Genomic DNA, 19467 nt, shown 5'->3' with positions numbered 1-19467 from the left:
CCTGAAGGGCTTGCTGTCAACGACTTCCGCCGATAGCCAAGCCGCCATCCACGATCCCCGGTTGCCGCCGTCGCGCGCACCGCCTCTTCTCTAAGGACAAACATGACCCAGCCCCGCTTCGACGTACTCGCCATCGGCAATGCGATCGTGGACGTGATCGCCAGCTGCGATGACGGATTTCTTGCCGAACATGCCTTGGACAAGGGCGCGATGCGGCTGGTCGATACGGCGGAGGCCGAGGCGCTCTATGCGAACATGGGTCCGGGGCGCGAGGTTTCGGGCGGGTCGGCGGGCAATACCTGCGCGGGGCTTGCCGCACTGGGCAGCCGCTGCGCCTTCATCGGGCAGGTGGCGAACGACCAGCTGGGCAGTGTGTTCGCGCATGATATCCGCTCGGCCGGGATCTATTACGCCACCCCGCCGCGCGAGGGTGAGCCGCCGAGCGCGCGCTGCCTGGTGCTGGTGACGCCTGACGGGCAGCGCACGATGAACACCTTCCTCGGCGCGTCGCAATATCTGTCGGCGGCGGCGATCGATCCCGAACTGGTGGCCAATGCGGCGGTGCTCTACCTCGAAGGCTATCTATGGGATCCGGACGAGCCGCGCACCGCGATGCAGGGCGCGATCGAATGCGCGCGCGAAGCGGGGCGCGAGGTGGCGTTCACCCTGTCCGACGTGTTTCTGATGGACCGGCATGGCAGCGATTTCCGCGCGATGATCGAGAAGGGCGAGATCGACATATTGTTCGCCAACGAAGGCGAGGCGATGGCACTGACCGGCACGGACGATCTGGAGAAGGCGATCGATTGGCTGGCGCCCAAGGTGCCGGTGCTGGTCGTGACGCGCAGCGAAAAGGGCGCGCTGGCGATCCGCGGCGACGAGCGCATCGAAGTGCCTGCCGAGCCGGTCGACGAGGTCGTCGACACCACCGGCGCGGGCGACAGCTTTGCCGCGGGTTTCCTCCACGGCCATGTGCAGGGCAAGAGCCTGAAGGACTGCCTGACGCTGGGCGCGGTCGCGGCGGCCGAGATCATCAGCCACTATGGCGCGCGGCCCGAGGCGAATCTTTCGGAACTGGCGAAGAAGCGGGTGGGCTGAGGGGTCAGACCCCCTCTCAGCCCTTCGCCTCGCGCGCGATTTCGCGCCAGCCGATGTCGCGGCGGCAGAAGCCTGTGGGGAAGTCGATGGCGTCCACCGCGCGATAGGCAGCGGCCTGTGCCTGCGTCACGTTCGCGCCGGTGGCGGTGACGTTCAGCACGCGGCCCCCGTTTGCGACCAGCATTTCGCCGTCCATCTTCGTGCCGGCGTGAAAGACCTTTGCGCCGGTCGCTTCCGCCGCGTCCAGCCCGCGAATAGCGCCGCCCTTTTCGGGCGTGTCGGGATAGCCGCTCGCGGCCATCACCACGGTCAGCGCGGTTTCATGCGACAGGCGCGGCGGGCGCAGCGCGGACAGGCGATATTCCGCTGCCGCGAGCAGCAACTCGCCCAGATCGTCCTCCATCCGCATCATCAGCACCTGGCATTCGGGGTCACCGAAACGGCAGTTGTATTCGATCAGCTTGGGGCCTTCCTTCGTCAGCATCAGCCCCGCGTAGAGAACGCCGCAATAGGGAGTGCCGCGGTTCGCCATGCCGTTTACGGTGGGGGCGATGATCTTCTCGATCACCTCGCCTTCCAGCAGGCCGGTCAGCACCGGCGCGGGGCTGTAGGCGCCCATGCCGCCGGTGTTGGGGCCGCTGTCGCCTTCGCCCACGCGCTTGTGGTCCTGCGCCGATCCGAAGGGGACGATGGTGCTGCCGTCGGTCAGCGCGAAGAAGCTCGCTTCCTCGCCGGTCAGGAATTCCTCGATCACCACGCTGGCCCCGGCGCTGCCAAAGCGGCCGCCGAAGATGTCTTCCAGCGCCTCGCGCGCTTCATCCGTGCTTTCGGCGATGATCACGCCCTTGCCCGCGGCAAGGCCGTCGGCCTTGATGACGACGGGGATGGCAAAGCGGTCCAGCGCCGCCAGCGCATCGCCCAGGCTCTCGGCCTTGGCATAGGCGGCGGTGGGAATGTCCATCTCGTCGCACAGCGCCTTGGTGAAGGCCTTGGACCCTTCCAGTTGCGCTGCCGCTGCGCTGGGGCCGAACACCGCGATGCCGCTGCCGCGCAGATCGTCGGCAAGGCCCGCGACCAAGGGCGCTTCGGGGCCGACGACGACGAGGCCGATCTCGCGCTCTTCGCAAAAGCGCAGGACCTGTGCATGATCGGCGACATCCAGAGTGACGAGCGCGGCGCAATCGGCCATGCCGGGATTGCCCGGGGCGGCGAACAGATGGTCGCCGTTTTCCAGAAGCCGGGATTGCGCCAGCTTCCATGCCAGCGCATGTTCGCGCCCGCCCGAGCCGATCAAGAGGATATTCATTGCCGCGCAGTCCCTACGATAATTCCGCCGATAATTCGGGCCTTGGTGAAGAAGCGCCGCTCCTAGCGCGGCAGCGTCCGGGCGACAACGCCGAGCCGCTCACCGTGTCCGAAATCTCGAACGCGCTGAAGCGCACGGTCGAGGACCGGTTCGGCCATGTGCGGCTGCGCGGCGAATTGTCGGGGGTCAAGCGCGCGGCGAGCGGGCATATGTATGCCTGCCTCAAGGACGACAATGCCGTGATCGACGCGGTGATGTGGCGCGGCAATGCCCAGCGCCTGTCGTTCCGGCCCGAGGACGGGGTCGAGGTGGTCGCGACCGGCAAGATCACCACCTATCCGGGGCGCAGCAAGTACCAGATCGTCGTCGACTCGATGGAGATCGCGGGCGAGGGCGCGCTGCTGGCACTGCTTGAGAAGCTGAAGGCAAGGCTGGACGCCGAAGGACTGTTCGCGCCCGAACGCAAGCGGCGGCTGCCCTTCCTGCCGCAGGTGATCGGCGTGGTGACATCGCCCACCGGTTCGGTGATTCGCGACATCCTGCACCGACTGGCGGACCGTTTTCCCAGCCGGGTGCTGGTGTGGCCGGTGATGGTGCAGGGCAAGGGCGCGGCAGAGCAGGTGGCGGCGGCGGTGCGCGGATTCGGCGCGATTCCGGCGGATGGTCCGGTTCCGCGCCCCGACGTGCTGATTGTCGCGCGCGGCGGCGGCTCGATCGAGGATTTGTGGGCCTTCAACGAGGAAGTGGCGGTGCGCGCCATCGCCGACAGTCCGATCCCCGTGATCTCGGCCGTGGGGCATGAGACCGATACGACATTGGCCGATTACGCCGCCGATTTGCGCGCGCCGACGCCGACCGCCGCGGCGGAACTGGCGGTGCCGGTGCGTGCGGAGCTGCTTAACATGCTGATGGAGCTGGGCCTGCGCAAGCGGCGCGGGGTGCAGCGGCCCGTGCTGCTGGCGCGTGAAAGGCTGGAGAACTGGAGCCAACGCCTGCCCGATCCGCGCGCCATCGTGGCCGAACGCGGGCAACGCATCGACGATCTGGGCGAGCGGCTGCGGCGCGGCCTCGCCACACGGGCGGCGCGGGCGCAGGGGCGCTTGTCCGAAGCGGGCGGTTTCCTGCGGCCTGCCGTGCTGACCCGCATGGTCGCGCAGGAGCGGCGGCGGCTGGCCTCCGCGCCCGACATGGGCGTGCTGGTATCGCGCATCCAGACGCGCCGGGCCGAGCAATTGTCGGCCACCGCGCGGCTGCTCAGCCAGCTCGACCCCTATGCACCGCTGGAGCGCGGCTATGCGGTGGTGACGGGCGCGCAGGGCGAAACGATCACCAGCCGCGCCGCCGCTTCGGCGCAGCCTGCGCTGACGCTGCGATTCGCCGATGGGAGCATCGATACCGTGCCTGCGGATGGGGCGGGAACGCCGCCAGTCCCGCGCGATCCGCCGCGCCGCAAGCGGCAGGATGAGGCGAAGGATGGCTCCGGCGACGCCAAACCGCGCCAGCAATCGTTGTTTTGACCGGCGATGATCGCTAACTAGGGCGCATGCTGATGAATTCCTCGACCGGACCTGCCAAGCTTCTCTACGGACCGAACGGCTTTCGCCAGATGACGGCGGGCGACCATGTCGTCTGCGCGGTCACGGGTGCGCCGATCCCGCTCGACATGCTGCGTTACTGGAGCGTGGAGCGGCAGGAACCCTATGCCACTGCCGAGATCGCGACCCAGCGCCTGCTTGCTGGCGCATGAGATGGCTTGCCCCGGCATCGCTTGCGGTGCTCGCCTCGGCCTGCGCCGTCGTGCCGCCTTCGGGTGATCCGCAGGCCGAGCGTTCTCCGCAGCCTGCCAGCCAGCCCGCTGCGGCTGCTGCGCCGGCGCCCGTTGCAACTCCGGCTCCGAGCCCGACCCCTGCGGCCTTGCCGCCCGCGCGTTTCGTGTATTCGGGTGAGCTGACTCAAGGCGGCTGGGTCCGCGGAACCGCGCCAATCGGGACGACCGCGCTGACGCTGGATGGAGAGCCGGTTCAGATGGCTGCGGACGGATCGTTCCTGGCGGCGTTCGACCGCGATGCGGGGGGCACCGCGACACTGGCCGCGACGCGCAGCGACGGGACGACGGCGACGCAGCTGCTGACCATATCGCCGCGCGACTGGCAGATCGAGCATATCAATGCCGCGCGCCGCACCGGCGGGCCGAGCGAAAGCTTCATGCAGCGCCGCCGTCCCGAGCTTGAGCGGATCTATGGCGCGCGCGCGATGGAAACCGGCGCCGAGGGCTGGCGGCAGGATTTCATCTGGCCGGTCAGGGGCCGCATCTCGGGACGCTTTGGATCGCAGCGGATATATCGCGGCGAACCGGGGAGCTATCACACCGGGCTGGACATAGCACCGGGGGCGGGCACGCCTTATGTCGCGCCTGCCGACGGGGTGGTGGTGCTGGCGGCGGACGATTTCTCGCTCGAAGGTAATCTGCTGATCATCGACCATGGCAACGGCCTCAACAGCGCGTTCCTGCATTCGCAGCGGCTGGACGTGAAACAGGGCGACCGGGTGACGCAGGGGCAGCAACTGGGCCTGATCGGGTCGAGTGGGCGCGCGACGGGTCCGCATCTGCACTGGAGCCTGATGTGGGGCAAGGCGCGGCTGGACCCGCTGCTGTTCGTCGCGCCGGGAGATGGCTGAACGCGGGCGCGCGGTCCTGCGCCGGGGCATCCGGCTTGCGCTGGTGCTGATCCTTGCCGGGCTGACCTTTCTGATGACCTGGGTCCGCGATCCGGTGCCCGAGGATGACGATATTCCCCTTTCGGTGAGCGCGGTGCCCATCGCGATCGACGAGGCGACGCGCCGAGGGCTGATGCCTTTCGTGCCGGTGGCGGCGTGGACGTTGGAGGGCACGAGCCGCCAGTTTCGCGGGCTGTCCGACGTTGCGGCGTTGCCGGATGGCCGATTGCTGTTCGTGACCGACAGGGGGCGGCGCATCGCCATGCCGCCGCCCGGCCGGACGGGGCCCACCGCGATGCGCCCGATCCGCATCAGGGACCGTCCGCCGCACGGGCAGGTCGACAGCGAATCGCTGGCTTTCGATCCGGTGACGCGCGAAAGCTGGGTGGGGGCGGAGACGATCAACCGCATCGGCCATTACAGCGCGGGCGGCAATTACCGGGGATCGGTGGTGCCGCCCGAGATGGCGGGCTGGCGCAACAATACGGGGGCGGAGGCGATGGCTCTGCTGGACGATGGCCGCTTCGTGGTCATCGGCGAGGGGCGCAGCAAGGGCCGCGACCGAAGCTTTCCCGTGGTGGTCTTTCCGCGCTCGCCCGAAGAGGGCCTGCGGGGCAGCCTGTCGCATCTGGCGATGCCGGGCGATTACCGGCCCACGGGGATGACCCAATTGCCCGATGGGCGCGTGCTGATCGTGGGGCGTGCCGTCAGCCCGATCCTGCGCTTTCGCGCGATCATCGCCATCGCCGATCCGGCCGGACTGAAACCGGCGGGGCTGTGGCGCGCAAGGACGCTGGCCGGGATTTCCGGCGGTCCCTTGGCGGATAATTACGAGGGGATTGCCAGCGAGAAGGCACCCGGCGGGCGCCTGACGATCTGGCTGATATCCGACAATAACGAGGCCGAATGGCTTCAGTCGACCAAGCTTGTCAGGCTGGAGGTGGATCCCGCCGCGCTATAGCGACAGGCGGGATCCGCGTCTCCGGTCCGAAAGGCCTCAGGCGGCCTTGATCAGCTCGCGCTTGACCTTGCGGGCGCGGGTCGAGAGCTTTTCGTCGTTGGTCTTGAGCAGCCAGTTGTCGAGGCCGCCATTATGCTCGACCGAACGCAGGCCCTGCGTCGAAACGCGGAACTTGAAGCTGCGCTCCAGCTTCTCGCTCATCAGCGTGACGTTCTGCAGGTTGGGCAGAAAGACGCGCTTGGTCTTGTTGTTGGCGTGGCTCACATTGTGGCCGATCTGGCGACCCTTGCCGGTCAGTTCGCAGATGCGCGACATGGCTTACAACTCGCTTTCAAAGAATCCGGTGATACCGGCGCGCCCGCGAAACGGGCAATTTGCCGGGAAAGCGGCGCGCATAGCGGCCATCAGGCGAATCGTCAAGCAATCGCCCGATGACATTCCGCAAGGCCGCACGCTGATCGGCGCTTTCGCTGCTGCCATTGCCCGCTTGCGCCGATTCGGGCAAGTCCGCTGGCGATGAAGAGATGGCCGCTTCCCGAACCGATGGCGCTGGCGCTGAAGGCCGCGCGCGATGCGCGTGACGCGGGCGAGGTGCCCGTGGGCGCGGTGGTGGTGAAGGACGGCGAGGTTGTCGCGGCCGCGCATAACGCCCCGCGCGCGCTGCACGACCCGACCGCCCATGCCGAGATGCTGGCGATTCGCGAGGCCGCGAAGGCCTTGGGCGATGAACGACTGGCGGGCTGCGATCTCTATGTCACGCTGGAGCCTTGCCCGATGTGCGCGGGGGCGATCCAGCATGCGCGGATCGCGCGCGTCTATTACGGCGCCGCCGATCCCAAGGGCGGCGCGGTAGAGCACGGCCCGCGCCTGTTCGACCGGGCGGGCAGCCTGCACCGGCCCGAGGTCTATGGCGGCATCGGCGAAGCGGAAGCAGCGGAATTGCTGCGCGGGTTCTTTGCCGAGCGGCGTTGAGGCGGCGAATCAGGCCAGCTTGAAATCCAGCCCGATGTCGGCGGCGGGCGCGCTCTGCGTCAGGCGGCCGACCGAGATGTAGTCGACGCCGGTTTCCGCGATCGCGCCGATGGTCTCCAGCGTGACGCCGCCCGAAGCCTCGGCAGGCACGCGTTCCTTGATGATGCCGACCGCCTCGCGCAGCGTATCGGGGCCCATGTTGTCGAGCAGCAGATGGGTCGCGCCTGCCTCGAGTGCGGGTTCGATCTGGTCGATGCTGTCGACCTCGCAGATGATCTCGGCCACGCCGGCTTCCTTGGCGCGGGCGACCGCCTCGGCCACGCCGCCCGCGACGGCGACATGGTTGTCCTTGATCATCGCCGCATCCCACAGGCCCATGCGATGGTTGAGCGCGCCGCCCATGCGGGTCGCGTATTTTTCCAGATGGCGCAGGCCCGGCAGCGTCTTGCGCGTGTCGAGCAGCGTGCATTTGCCCCCGATCGCCGCGACATAGCGCGCGGTCAGCGTGGCGACGCCCGACAGGTGCTGCACGGTGTTAAGGGCGCTGCGTTCGGCGGTGAGAAGCGCGCGGGCATTGCCCGACAGGCGCATCAGGTCGGTCCCGGCCTCGACCGCGGTGCCTTCGGGCACCAGCACGGTAATCTCGACATCGGGATCGAGCGCGGTGAAGAAGGCAGCGGCAATGGGAAGCCCCGCGACGGTGATCGCATGGCGGCTGTCCATCACGCCCGAAAAGCGCGCATCCTCGGGGATGACGCTCTGGCTGGTGACATCGACCCCGCCCCCTTCGATCCCGGTGCCAAGGTCTTCGGCCAGAGTGGCCTGCACGAATGCGTCGAGATCGAAATTGGGAAGGATGAATTCAGTCATGAAAACCAGATGCGGCCTTTGAGGGAGGAGTTCAAGAAGGTGGTCCGATCAACGGGGTACTAAACAGCGGTTCGCGGCTGCTCGATCGGACACCCCGGGCCGCGAAGCGAGACCCGCCGCCGCTTATTGCGGCGGTATCGAAGCGAAGCGGAGACGGCCGTCAGGCCAAACCAAGCGGCCCGGATGCGCCCCGCCCGCCGTTTGAGGGCCTCAAACAAAAAACGGGCCGCGCAGCGAGACCCGCAAGGCCGACCGGCCGCCGCGCCTTATTGGCGCGGAATCGGAGCGAAGCGGAGATGGCCGTCAGGCCAAACCAAAGCGGGCGGATGCCCGCCGCCCGGCGTTTGAGGGGTCCGCCGCAAGGCGGACATCCGAGAATCAATGCACGAAGCGCGCCACCACGTCGCGGTAGCTGCGCGACACCTTCACCTCGGCGCCCGATCCCAGCACCAGGAAGCATTCACCGTTGGTGTGCGGCTTCACCTGCCGGACCTGATCGAGATTGACGATGGTCGAGCGGTGCACGCGCTGGAAATGGCGCGGGTCGAGGCGGCGTTCGAGATCCTTCATCGTTTCGCGCAGGATCAGCGAATTGTCGCCGGTGTAGATGCACATATAGTCGCCCGCGGCCTCGATATGCTCAATCGTATCGACGTCGACACGGAAAATCTGGCCGCGGTCCTTGACGTTGAGCATCTTTTCGAACCGGCCGGTCGCGGTTTCCTCGCCCTCGGGCATAGCGTCCATCGCGTCGGGGGCGACTTCGGCCAGCACGTTCTTGAGCTTCTCGACTTCCTCGGTGTTCTTCTTTTCCGCGATGCGGGTGCGTGCGCGCGATACCGCGTCGGCAAGACGGTCTTCCTCGACCGGCTTCATCAGATAGTCGACGGCATTGGCCTCGAACGCTTTCAGCGCGTGTTCGGAATAGGCGGTAACGAAGATGAACAGCGGCGGGTCGATGCCCATCACGCCCTTCACCACCGAGAACCCGTCGAAACCGGGCATCTGGATGTCGAGGAAGACGAGATCGGGCTTTTCGGTCTTGATCGCGCGGATCGCCTCGCGCCCGTTGGCGCAGGTGGCGATGATCTCGATATCGGGGAATTGCTGCAGCCGAAGCTGAAGGCCCTGAATGGCCAGCTTCTCGTCATCGACGATGATCGTGCGGATGCTCATGGATCTGCGGTTCCTGTAAAAGAGGAGTTCAGGTGTAACGAGCGAGCTAGGACATGGTTTCTGGCTGGGACATGACTGGCCCTGACGAAGCGTGCGCAGGTTTCGGCGGATTGACGGCTTCGGGCGTTTCGAAGGGCAGTTCGATGATCACCGCGAAGCCCTCGTGCGGGCGCGAGCGAATCTCGAAGCGCTGGGATTCGCCATAGGCCTGCGCCAGACGCTCGCGGATATTGGCAAGGCCGACGCCGGTGGACTGGCGGGTGTCGACCGTGGTGCCTTGGTGAGCGACGCCGATCACGCCATCGGGGTCGACGCCATAGGGCAGGCCGGGGCCGGTGTCGGCCACGGTGATGCGCAGCCGGTCCCCCTTGCGCTGCGCGGATACTGAGATTTCCGCGCCACTTTCCTGCGGGCTGACGGCATATTTGATCGCGTTCTCGACCAAAGGCTGCAGCAGCAGCGAGGGCAGCACCGCCTCACGCGTGTCGGGATCGATTTCGAAGCGGGTGCGCAGCCGTTCCTCGAACCGCATGCGTTCGATATCGAGATAGAGCTTCAGCGTGTCGATTTCCTGCGCGACGGTCACGCGGCCCGTCGGCGGATTGACCAGCGTATAGCGCAGGAAGCTGGACAGGCGCGACAGCATCGCATTGGCAGGCTCGGTCTGTTTGAGCAGCACCAGCGTGCTGATCGAATTGAGCGTATTGAACAGGAAATGCGGATTGAGCTGATAGCGCAGCATCGCCAGCTGCGCGCTGGTGGCCTGATTTTCCAGGCTGAGCAGCCGGTCATTCTGTTCTTCCACCTGCAGGAAGAAATTGATCGCGTAATAGAGCGCCGACCATGCGCCCAGCAGCGTGAGGTCGAGGTAGAACACGCCGAGGAACAGCGATGCGAAACCGGCGTCGCTGGACGGGCGGTAGAGCGAGATCACCCACGAATCGACGAAGGCGTAAAGGCTGACCGCCACGGCCAGCACCAGCGCGGTCGCGCCCCATGTCACCAGCGGCTTGCGCCCGATCAGCGTGCGGAAGATGACCGACAGGATCAGGCTGATCGAAAAGCCGGTGAAGGTGGCGACCAGCACGATGATCAGCGAGGACAAAGGCTGCGCATTGGCCAAGCTGGACATCGCGCGCAGCACCATCGCGCCGCCCCAGCCAGCCGCCTGCAGCCGCCAGAAGGCGCTGTTCTTGTCGGCGAAGAACGGGACGGGACGAACGGGCAAGACGGCCATGGTGGCGACTCGATAACCGAAATTAACGGGGCGCGACAGGCGGGAAACCCTGCCGGGGGATGACCGATGCCACCTGTCCGGCGCGATTATCGACCGCGCTGCCGTAAACCGGGGCGTTTCAAATCAGGGTTTGGCCGTCTCGCGGCTCATCGGGAAGCGTCCCGACCAGTCGTAACCGCCCGGTCCGGTGCCCTGCGCCGATTGCGCGGCGATCAGCGCGCGTTCCTGCTCGATTCCTTCGATGCGTTCGTCCCATGCATCATGGGTGGGGGCCAGAAAGCCCCAGTCGCGGTGGCGCATCCAGTCACGCTGGAACCGCACTGCGCCTTCGGTGTCGAAACCGGCATTGGCCAGCAACCAGACCGAGAGGCGGTCGGCCTCGCGCTCGTTATGGCGGATCTTGCCCCAGCCGGTGCCTTCTTCGGTGCGTTTTTGCGGATGGCGCAGCAGGTTGTGCGACAGCTCATGCGCGATGGCGGCGGCGAGTTCGTCATCGTCCGGCACCGCATCGACAAGGCTGCGCGTCACCAGCACGCGCGCGCCCTCCGCGCGTGCCGATTCGCCGGCGGTCAGCAATTCGAAGCGGCTGGCGCAGGCGGGCTGTCCGGCAATGGTGAGTGCGCGCGGCCCGTCCGCCGCTGCGACGGTAATCGAAACCGCGCCGTGCTGACGCAGCGAATTGTCTATCCGGTCGTGCAGGCCGGTCAGACGGACATAATCGCCGGGTTCGGTGGTGGGAAAATCACCGGCGGCAAGCCCTGCCAGTTCGAGCACGGGCTGGTTCGCCTGCAATCCCGCCTGTTCGGCAGGCGATCCCGCGGCGACTGCGCCGACGGCGATATCGGCGGTCAGGCCCAGCGCCGCGCGCATCGCGGCGGGATCGGTCCAGCTATGGCTGTCCTGTAGCAGCAGGCCGATGGCGGGGAGCGTGGCGGTGCAGAACGGCGCATTGGCGTGCACCAGTCGCCAGCCGATCGACTGGATCCGCGCGTCGAGCGCCAGCAATTGCCGGTAGTCGTTCGTTTCCGCCGTTTCCGCTGTTTCCTGCGTGGCAGCGGCGGCGGGCGCGATGCACGCGAGGCCCAGCGGGAGCGCTGCGATGGCGCAGGCGGGACGCCGCGCGATCACCGGTCTTCGGGATAGAGCGCCACGCGCAGGGCCGATTGCCCGATGGCGCCCTGCATCACTTCCTCTCCGGCGACCCATGCGGGCGTGCCCTCGATCTGCAATTGCCGGGCGAAGTTGCGATTGGCCTCGATCTCGGCGGCGACCCTTTCGCTTGCCGCGAAGGCGCGGGCCTTCGCCATGTCGAGACCTGCCGCCTTGCCCGCCCGTTCGATGGCGTCGCCGGTGGGGCGCCCCTCGGCATACATCGCATCGTGGAAGGCGGGGAAACGGCCCTGATCGGCGGCGGCCAGCGCCATCTTCGCCGCCTCGACCGATCCTTCGCTGAGGATCGGGAGTTCGCGGACCACGACCTTGAGGTCGGGATCGGCGGCGACCAGCGCCTTCACATCCTCGACCGACTGGCGGCAATAGCCGCAGGCGTAATCGCTGAATTCGACCAGCACCTTGTCGCCGTCAGGATTGCCCAGCACCGCGCCGGGGAAGGGCTGGGTCAGATCGTCGCCCGCGGCGGCCAGCTGCTCGCTGGTCTGGCGGCGCTGCAGTTCGGCGATGGCCTCGGGCAGGATCTCGGGGTGTTCGAGGATATATTGCCGCACCATCAGCCCGATGGCTTCCTTCTGCTCGGCGGAAAATCCGGCGGCGGCGATGGCGGCTGCGGCGTCGGGGTCGGCGGCTTCGCCGTCGCTGCCGTTGGCGCGCAGGGCCCAGAATGCGCCCAGCACGATCACGGCGGCAAGCGCGGCGATCAGCACGATCCGAAGCGAGGTGAGGCGAAGTGTCATGGCGGCGGGAGACCTATCCTGAACAAGAATCAGCGGCGCTTCGACCGTTCTTCGATCTGGGCGCGTGCCTCCATGGCAATATCGTTCGCGCGAAGCCAGTCCGGCGTCGATTCGGGCAGCGAGGCGCTGGCGGCCTGCGCGTTCTGCAGCGCCGCGCCGGGATCGCCGGTCATGATCTGCTTTTCCGCGCTGGCAAGGCGCGCGCGCGGCATGTCGCCCTGCGAATCGTAGATGCGGCCCAGTAGATACCAGCCGGTGGGGTTGTAGCGGTCGCGCGCCACCGCGGCGCGCAGCACGCGTTCGGCCTCTTCGTAATGGTCCTTGTCCTCGGTCGCGATCAGCGCATGGCCCAGCATGGTCGCGATCAGCGGCTGGAAGCGCGTGATCTCGACCGCCTTGCGCAAAGACGCCAGCGATTCGTCGGGGCGGCCAGCCTCAAGCAGAACCTGCCCGCGCAGTTCGAGGAAATAGGGATCGTCCGGCTCGGCCGCGATCAGCGCGTCGACTTCCTTCAGCGCCGCGTCGACGCGCGCTTCCTTGTGATAGGCATAGGCGCGCGCATAGCGGGCCGGGATGCTGGTATCCGTGGGCGGATAATGCGTCAGCGTGTCCTTGGGATCGGCGAGATAGCCGTAGAGCTTGGCCTTCACGCGGCGAAAGCGCGCCTCGATATCCGCATCATTGGGCCGGTTCCATGCGGGATCCTGCATATAGACGTGCTGCAGGGTCTGGATACGGTCGCGGGACAGCGGGTGGGTGCGGTAGAACGTGTCCTCGGACCGCGCGAAATAACCTGCCCGGTGCTCAAGCTGTTGGAGTTTCTGGAAGAATTCCACGCTGCCGCGGCCCGACATGCCAGCGGACGACAAATATTGCGCGCCGGCAAGATCGGCCGCCGATTCCTGTCCGCGGGTGAAGGCGAGAAACTTGCCCATCGCGGCCTGCTGGCCCGCCGCCATCACGCCCATCGCCGCCTCGCCCCCGCCAGCCGCTGCCGCCGCGACGCCCAGCAGCAGCGAGAGGATCGAGATATTGGTCGCCGCCTGCGCGCCTTGTCCGATGCCGATGACATGGCCGCCGGTGATATGGCCGATTTCATGCGCGATCACGCCCTGCACCTGCAGCGCGGTATCGGCCTCTCCGATCAGGCCCGCGTGGATATAGACGGCCTGTCCGCCCGCGACGAAGGCGTTGACCGACGGATCGCCCACCAGCACGACATCGACATTCTCGGGCTCTAGCCCTGCCGCCTCGACCAGCGGGGCGGACATATCCTTGAACAGTTCCTCCGTCTCGGCATCGCGCAGGATCGATTGCGCCATCGCCGGACGCGCCGCGAACAGGGCCAGCGCGATGAAGGCGGCCAGCCACACGCCGATCCGCGTCAGGCGGCGCATCGGGCCACTGGCATGGCTGGCATGGAAGGGGCTGGCGGGAACGGGGCGGGCGATCGGGTGCATGATGTCAACTCGGCTGGGTGGTCCCCACGCTGTGAACGACGGCTTAAGCGTCTGAGGTTCTAGAGGTCTGCGGGCCCCCTGTGAAGCATGGGCGTTTTCAGGCAGAGGCTGCGCTGGCGCTGCCCGCGCCGCCCGCGCCGCCATCGTTCGTTTCGCGCACGGTTTCGACGATGCGTTCGGCTTCGTGATCGTGGCCGAGGCCGATCGATTCGAGGAATTCCTGCCCCACGTCATATTCCGATCCCAGCCATAGCGGCACCCCCGCGCGGACGATGTCGGCCTTGGCCTCTGTCTCCTCGGGCGAATGCGCCTCGCCCGCCTTGCGGATGAAGATGGCCGCGATCCGTTCGGGGCGGCGCATCACGATCCGTGCGAATGCGACGAGGTCGGCCTGCGTATCGTCGCCGATCAGCGCGAAACGCATGTCGGGATAGAAATCGAGCAGCCGCTGCATCGACGCGACCTTGTGCGCGCCGTGGCTGGCCGATCCCAGCGTCTCGCGGTTCAGGCCCCAGTCGCGCAGTTCGAGCGGGCCGAGCGGCAGCTTGCGGCTGCGCATGAAGGTGGTGAGATAGGGGAACAGGTTCCACGGGCTGGACGAGATGTAGAAGAACGGATGGCGCGTCGCGGGCAGGTGCTTGCCCGCCGCGGGTACGCTGCCGCCCGACAAGGCGCCGTAGAACCGGTCGGCGCCGGGCACCTGCATGCGTTCGGCAGGCATCTGCGCCAGGATCCGCTTCCAGTTGCGCAGCACCGAACGAAAGCCGCCGGTGATGCCGGTTTCGATGATGGTGTCGTCGATGTCGGAAATGACGGCAAGATCGGCATCGGTGCCGGGGGTCAGTATATAGGCCTCTGCCGTGCGTGCACCGTCGCCGTCGTTCCACGCGAAGCAGGCGGTTTCCCATTCGGTGTGCTGCGGCAGGGCCCATCCGTCCGCATCCCCGGCGTCCAGGGCGATGTCGAAATGGATATAGCCTTCGTCATCGGTGAACCCGCCGTGGCGCGAGACCGCGCCCGAGGGCGAGCGCAGTTCGAGCTGCACCGGCAGGCCGGCATATTCTCGCGAGGCGAAATGCGAGACGAGCGCGCGCATCTTGGCAAAGCGCGAATCGTGATCCCAGCGCGGATGCTGGCTTCGGAGCGCGCGCGCGCCGATGCGCAGGCGGGTGGCGCTGCGATGGCCCAGAAAGGGGAAGATGACGGGCGGCGTTCTGAAAAGCGGCATTGGCACGCATGGTGCTATGCGTGGGCGGCGCGGTCAAACGGCAATTGGGGCGGGGTAGGGTCTGCGGGGAGGGAAGGACGGGCGGTCCGCGGTCAGAGCCGGGCCGCGGCGCGCTCGATCTCGGCCCGGTCGAAGGGCAGTTCGCCCAGCAGCACGACATTGCCCGACCGCAGCCGGCGCGCCATCAGCAGCGCGAATTCGGGGCCGTCGGCGGCCAGATCGTCAAAACCGGCGGGCGTCATCGCGCGCAGGCGTTCGGCGACGGGCGGGTCGATCTCATCGCCCCAGGGCGTTTCGTCCTGCGCCTCGGCCCCTGCGGCCAGTTCGACCGAAGCGGGCAGGGCATCGACCGCGTCACCGTCGGCCAGTTCCTTCCAGTTGAGCACGCCATAGACATGGTCGATGACGATCCCGTCGGATGAAAACGGCAGCAGGATGCCGCGATAGATCGCGTGCCGGTCGGGGCCGGAGGCGAACTCCGCCTCGAACCCAATGGGGGCGCGGTTCGACAGCAATTCGCCGTAGTGATCGGTGATTCGCGTCAGCAGGCTATTGCCGGGAACGTCGGAAAGGCAGGCCGATGCCTTGCCCAGTTCGCAGCCGCACGCCTGTGCCAGCGCGCCGCCGAGGTGGACGATGCGCGGATCGTTCTGATCCTGCGAAAGGTCGAGCAGGACCGAGAACGGACCGAAATCGGGATGGCCGTCAGGGTCTAGCCGGTAGATCTCGGGGAACTCCTCTTCCCCCAGAAGCCCGGCCCAGAAATTATAGGCCCGCACCTGCATGCGGCGTTCGTCCTGCCCGATGGCGGGTGGCGGCGCGTGGCAGGCATTGGCCTCGGCCTCCGCCTCGGCGAAATATTCGAAACCGCCAAGGTCGAGCGGGTCTTCGGGCCAGAAAGTGTCAGCCGAAGCATCGCCGGGGAAGCGCAGCGTATCCATGCGATGTCTGGCCCCCTTTGAATTCGCCCGTCCCGTGGCCCCGCATGGCGCGAGTCCCCTAAGGTCGGCAGATTCGCAAAAACAGGTAAAGAAGCCGTTAACCTGCGGCCGCTTCGGCGCGTTTCAGCGCGCGGCGATGGCCTCGGCGCGGGCGATCAAGGCGCGTGCCTCGTCGCGGTGGAGTTCCTCGGCCATCTGGCCGTTGACGGTGACGACCGCCTTCCCCGCATTGGCAGGATCGTCGAACGCCGCGACGATGGCGCGCGCTTCGGCGAGTTCGTCTTCGCCGGGGGCGAACGCCTCGTTCGCGGCCTCGATCTGCGAGGGATGGATCAGCATCTTGCCGTCGAAGCCGAACTGGCGGCCCTGACGGCATTCGGCGCGCAGGCGCTCGTCCTCTCCGATCGCGTTCAGCACGCTGTCGATGGCGAGCAGCCCGTGCGCCCGCGCCGCCATCACGCATTGCGACAGCACGGGGACCAGCGCCTCGCGCCCCGGCGTGCGGATCATGCCGGTGTCCTTGGACAGATCGTTCGCGCCCAGTACCAGCGCGCCCAGCGGCGTGATCCGCGCCATGCGGGCAATACGCTCCAGCGCGAGGACCGAGGCCGCGGTTTCGACCATCACCCACAGCGACACGTGCGAGGCGAAGCCCGCGGTGGCCATGGCGCCCGAAATGGCTTTGACATCCTCTGCCGAAACGACCTTGGGGACGAGGATTGCGTCGAGCGGGCTGCGCGACAGCGCGCGCAGATCGTCGGTGCCCCATGCGCCGTCCAGCGGGTTGATCCGCACGACGCGGTGGCGCGGTTCAAGCCCGCCTTGCGCCAGGGTCTGCGCGACCATCTGGCGCGCTTCGGCCTTGCTTTCGGCGGCGACGGCATCCTCAAGGTCGAAGATCACGCAGTCGCAGGCGAGGCCGCGCGCCTTTTCCAGCGCACGGGCATTGGACCCCGGCATGGACAGCGCGGAGCGGACGATCGGCATATCGGCGGAAACGGGCATGATGTCGGCGGGTGGGTGGCCCCTCCCTAGATGATATAGCGCATGCGGATCGACTGGTTCACGCCCTTGGCATCGACGTCGAAGGCGGCGTCCTTGAAGCTGGGCGGACCCATCCGTAGCGGCGCGTCGCGTGAAAAGCCAAAGCCCTCGCGCGGGATCATCAGCGCCTTGTCGATCTTTCCATTGCCGTTTTCGTCATGCAGCAGCGCAATGGCATATCGGCCATTGGGCACGTCGGGAAAGCTGAACTCGACACGCTCTGCCGCGGGAAGCGTCAGCGTGCGGCCGCGGCCCGCGCTGCAATCGGGAAAGCTGTCGCGGCCCGGCGCGAGGCAGGCATGCACCTCGCCCTTGGTGGAACGCAGGTCGGTGACGGTCACATGGATCGTCCCGGCGCGCGCCGCGGTCGCGGCGGTCGGCAAGGCGCCCGAACTGGCCAAACCCGAGGTGGTGAGGCCGGAGCTGGTCGCGAGGGCTGCCAGTGATGCAAGCATCAAACGCAATTTCATCGAACGTCCCATCCTTCTGCCGCGAGGCCCCGGTCGGTGCCGCAAAGGCGGTCCCAGAACCGGAAATAGAGCCCGTAGTTGCAGCTGTATCTGTCATGGTGAAGCTGGTGGTGGCTGGCGGTGATCAGCGCGCCGCCTGCGCGCGAGCGGACAAGCGCGCGGGGAAACAATTCCCACCCCATATGGTTGGTGACCCCCATCAAGGTCATGATCGCCAGAACGGCGCCCAGCACCCCGATATGGATCGGGACCAGGAAGACGAGAGCGGGGATGACGATCGCGCCGGTCACCGCCTCGACCGGGTGGAACGCCATCGCGGCCCAGGCCGTGGGCGGGCGGCTGGCGTGATGGACGGCATGCGCGATCCGGAACAGGCGCGGCTGATGCATGGCGCGGTGGGTCCAGTAGAACCAGCTGTCATGCGCGAACAGATAGACGAACAGCGATACCGGCATCCACCACAGCGGAAAGGCCTGTGGATCGGTGTAGATCCGGGTCCAGCCATGCGCCTGCCAGCCCCATGCGACGATGCCCGCCGGAATGCCGTAGATCGCCGCGGAGGCGAGCGACCAGCCGATCTCTCGCCTGATCTGGGGGTTGAGGCCCGCATAGAGGCCCGGGCGCACCGAACGGGTGGCCAGCGCAAAGGCGCCGCTGGTCGCCAGATAGCGCAGGGCGACGATCGCGACCATGACCAGCACCGACAGCAGCGCGGCCAGTGTTCCAGCCTCTGTAGGAAGATGCGGAGCCATGGCTGCGTGCATAGCGTGCACTGCAGCACAAGCCTAGTGGCGACGCAGAAGTCGGGAAATCAACGAGAAAACTGTGTCCGGCCCGTCACGGCGTTTCGCGTCAGGCCAGTTCGCTGTTGCCCCATTGGGCGCAGGCGCTGTCGATCTCTACCTGCCGGCGGCGCATCGCAGCGCGGGCGAGCCGTTCGACCTGTGCCTTGCGCCGCGCGGGCGCAAGCTTGAGCAGCGGGGCGGGGCGGCAAATCTCGGCGTCGTAGCCGTCGGCGACGATCACGCCGCAGCGTTCGGGCAGAAAATTCCCGCCCTCAAGACAAAGGCGGTCGAGCGTGGGCGGCAGGCCCCAGAAGAAACGGTCGCAGAATTCGAGATAATCGGGCCATTTCGCATCGCCCATCAGATCGCCGCGCGCGACCTTTATCTCGACAATGACGATATGGCCCTTGGCATCGACGCCCATCAGATCGGCGCGGCGGCCGCCGGGCAGCATCATTTCGGGAATGCACCAGATATCGTTGCGCGCGAACAGCCGGCAGATGCCCCGCGCGACGTCGCATGCGGTATGCGGCTGGGAAAGCGGGACGGCGGCAAGCGGCGAATCGTGCATGCCCGCAGTCTAGTGAACAGAAAGGGAACGGGCAAGCGCCGTCAGCGCGTGTGGCCGACCAGTCGTCCCCGCTCGCGCTCAAACCGTTTGAGCAGGGCGCGGGCCGCGATCTTGCCGTCGGCGCCATGCTCGCGCGCCTGCAGCACGGCGTAGAGCCCGGTTTCCAGCATCGAGCACAAATCGCCAAGCACCGCCTCGATCGACTGATCGCGCGAGGCAGGAATGGCAACGGGATAGAGGCTGGCATGCCGCTCGGTTCCCGGCACGCTGGATCCGGTGAGCGCGGCAAGCGCGCCGGCTGCGCGGTGCAGCGCGGCCCAGCGTGGGGCCAGCGGATCCTCTGCGCCGCCTGAACGGGCGTCCTGTGAACCTCGTGCGCGGGCAGGTGCCGAGGCGCTGGCGACATGATCGACGCGGTCGAAGTCGTCGGAGAAATCGGGCATTGCGTTCATGACCGATTCTCATGCCCGCCGACCGGTTTATTTCCTCTTAATTTGGCCCCCTTCGGCGTGGGTTGTCCCGGAACGGGCCAGTTCCCCGAAGCGGCTTTGGCACGCGAAGCGCAAGAGCCGCTCGACTGCCGAAAGGGGATCGCGCCGAAAGGGACTGGCGCGGCTCAAAGCCTGCTGCTAAGCGCCTGCCCACCGGCAAACAGAGCGCACCCATAGCTCAGCTGGATAGAGCGCTGCCCTCCGAAGGCAGGTGTCAAGGCTTGATGAA

The 19467-nt window shown here is 67.1% G+C and carries 21 protein-coding genes; 6 read left to right on the top strand and 15 right to left on the bottom strand.

Translation table 11 applies throughout. From position 1 onward, the window contains the following. Window positions 1-102: 102 nt before the first annotated feature. Window positions 103-1098, top strand: coding sequence for an adenosine kinase (locus AC4FIJ_RS08480; protein ID WP_490336283.1), 996 nt, complete (start codon window positions 103-105; stop codon window positions 1096-1098). A gap of 16 nt (window positions 1099-1114) precedes the next feature. Here the strand turns inward: AC4FIJ_RS08480 and purD are convergent, their stop codons facing one another. Further along, complete coding sequence (purD, locus tag AC4FIJ_RS08475; RefSeq protein ID WP_490336282.1) at window positions 1115-2404, bottom strand: phosphoribosylamine--glycine ligase; 1290 nt, start codon at window positions 2402-2404, stop codon at window positions 1115-1117. Between purD and xseA the strand changes: the two genes are divergently transcribed. The 4 genes from xseA to AC4FIJ_RS08455 are packed head-to-tail and all read left to right on the top strand — an operon-like array spanning window position 2404 to window position 6083. After that, a complete protein-coding gene (xseA, locus tag AC4FIJ_RS08470; RefSeq protein WP_490336281.1) occupies window positions 2404-3921 on the top strand; it encodes an exodeoxyribonuclease VII large subunit in 1518 nt (505 codons plus the stop codon). The two genes, purD and xseA, sit on opposite strands and share 1 nt — an antisense overlap. A 26-nt stretch (window positions 3922-3947) precedes the next feature. Next, entirely contained in the window at window positions 3948-4151 is a 204-nt protein-coding gene (locus AC4FIJ_RS08465; protein ID WP_490336280.1) for a DUF2093 domain-containing protein, read from the top strand. Beyond that, complete coding sequence (locus AC4FIJ_RS08460; RefSeq protein ID WP_490336279.1) at window positions 4148-5083, top strand: M23 family metallopeptidase; 936 nt, start codon at window positions 4148-4150, stop codon at window positions 5081-5083. Before AC4FIJ_RS08465 ends, AC4FIJ_RS08460 begins: the two co-directional genes overlap by 4 nt. After that, the gene (locus AC4FIJ_RS08455) at window positions 5076-6083 is read left to right on the top strand and encodes an esterase-like activity of phytase family protein (RefSeq protein ID WP_490336278.1); all 1008 of its coding nucleotides are present in this window, start codon (window positions 5076-5078) and stop codon (window positions 6081-6083) included. The genes AC4FIJ_RS08460 and AC4FIJ_RS08455 overlap by 8 nt, the downstream gene beginning before the upstream one ends. 36 nt (window positions 6084-6119) lie before the next feature. Here the strand turns inward: AC4FIJ_RS08455 and rpmB are convergent, their stop codons facing one another. Continuing rightward, a complete protein-coding gene (gene rpmB / locus AC4FIJ_RS08450) occupies window positions 6120-6398 on the bottom strand; it encodes a 50S ribosomal protein L28 (RefSeq protein WP_490336277.1) in 279 nt (92 codons plus the stop codon). A 201-nt stretch (window positions 6399-6599) separates the two neighbouring features. Here rpmB and AC4FIJ_RS08445 point away from each other — a divergent pair, with 201 nt between their 5' ends. Continuing rightward, a complete protein-coding gene (locus AC4FIJ_RS08445; RefSeq protein ID WP_490336276.1) occupies window positions 6600-7055 on the top strand; it encodes a nucleoside deaminase in 456 nt (151 codons plus the stop codon). A 9-nt stretch (window positions 7056-7064) separates the two neighbouring features. On the opposite strand, the gene nadC is transcribed toward AC4FIJ_RS08445, so the two are convergent. The 13 genes from nadC to AC4FIJ_RS08380 all read right to left on the bottom strand — a co-directional run bounded on the left by nadC (window position 7065) and on the right by AC4FIJ_RS08380 (window position 19199). After that, window positions 7065-7925: a carboxylating nicotinate-nucleotide diphosphorylase gene (gene nadC / locus AC4FIJ_RS08440; protein ID WP_490336275.1), complete on the bottom strand. Its 861-nt coding sequence runs from the start codon at window positions 7923-7925 to the stop codon at window positions 7065-7067. A gap of 378 nt (window positions 7926-8303) precedes the next feature. Next, window positions 8304-9101, bottom strand: coding sequence for a LytR/AlgR family response regulator transcription factor (locus tag AC4FIJ_RS08435; protein WP_490336274.1), 798 nt, complete (start codon window positions 9099-9101; stop codon window positions 8304-8306). 46 nt (window positions 9102-9147) lie between these two features. Next, window positions 9148-10338 carry a sensor histidine kinase gene (locus AC4FIJ_RS08430; RefSeq protein ID WP_490336273.1) on the bottom strand — a complete coding sequence of 397 codons (1191 nt, stop codon included), beginning with the start codon at window positions 10336-10338 and terminating at the stop codon, window positions 9148-9150. A gap of 123 nt (window positions 10339-10461) precedes the next feature. Further along, the gene (locus tag AC4FIJ_RS08425) at window positions 10462-11466 is read right to left on the bottom strand and encodes a M48 family metalloprotease (RefSeq protein ID WP_490336272.1); all 1005 of its coding nucleotides are present in this window, start codon (window positions 11464-11466) and stop codon (window positions 10462-10464) included. Next, window positions 11463-12248, bottom strand: a complete 786-nt coding sequence (locus AC4FIJ_RS08420) for a DsbA family protein (RefSeq protein ID WP_490336271.1) — start codon at window positions 12246-12248, stop codon at window positions 11463-11465. The genes AC4FIJ_RS08425 and AC4FIJ_RS08420 overlap by 4 nt, the downstream gene beginning before the upstream one ends. A gap of 29 nt (window positions 12249-12277) precedes the next feature. After that, entirely contained in the window at window positions 12278-13645 is a 1368-nt protein-coding gene (locus AC4FIJ_RS08415; protein ID WP_490336364.1) for a M48 family metalloprotease, read from the bottom strand. A gap of 160 nt (window positions 13646-13805) precedes the next feature. Further along, window positions 13806-14936: a phosphatase domain-containing protein gene (locus AC4FIJ_RS08410; protein ID WP_490336270.1), complete on the bottom strand. Its 1131-nt coding sequence runs from the start codon at window positions 14934-14936 to the stop codon at window positions 13806-13808. 92 nt (window positions 14937-15028) lie between these two features. Beyond that, the gene (locus AC4FIJ_RS08405; RefSeq protein WP_490336269.1) at window positions 15029-15877 is read right to left on the bottom strand and encodes a PAS domain-containing protein; all 849 of its coding nucleotides are present in this window, start codon (window positions 15875-15877) and stop codon (window positions 15029-15031) included. A 123-nt stretch (window positions 15878-16000) separates the two neighbouring features. Beyond that, window positions 16001-16882, bottom strand: a complete 882-nt coding sequence (locus AC4FIJ_RS08400; RefSeq protein ID WP_490336268.1) for an HpcH/HpaI aldolase/citrate lyase family protein — start codon at window positions 16880-16882, stop codon at window positions 16001-16003. A 26-nt stretch (window positions 16883-16908) separates the two neighbouring features. Then, on the bottom strand, window positions 16909-17391 hold the full coding sequence (locus AC4FIJ_RS08395) for a DUF2141 domain-containing protein (protein WP_490336267.1): 483 nt from the start codon (window positions 17389-17391) through the stop codon (window positions 16909-16911). Beyond that, window positions 17388-18143, bottom strand: coding sequence for a sterol desaturase family protein (locus tag AC4FIJ_RS08390; RefSeq protein ID WP_490336266.1), 756 nt, complete (start codon window positions 18141-18143; stop codon window positions 17388-17390). The genes AC4FIJ_RS08395 and AC4FIJ_RS08390 overlap by 4 nt, the downstream gene beginning before the upstream one ends. Before the next feature lie 100 nt (window positions 18144-18243). Beyond that, window positions 18244-18747, bottom strand: a complete 504-nt coding sequence (locus AC4FIJ_RS08385) for an MmcB family DNA repair protein (protein WP_490336265.1) — start codon at window positions 18745-18747, stop codon at window positions 18244-18246. Window positions 18748-18788: 41 nt separating this feature from the next. Then, window positions 18789-19199 (bottom strand): hypothetical protein, encoded by a 411-nt coding sequence (locus AC4FIJ_RS08380; protein WP_490336264.1) that lies wholly within the window; start codon window positions 19197-19199, stop codon window positions 18789-18791. Window positions 19200-19467 lie beyond the last annotated feature (268 nt).

It is taken from the genome of Croceicoccus sp. (genome assembly GCF_983967925.1).
The sequence above is the reverse complement of the archived record's forward strand: the minus strand, read 5'-3'. Positions and strand labels throughout refer to the sequence as shown.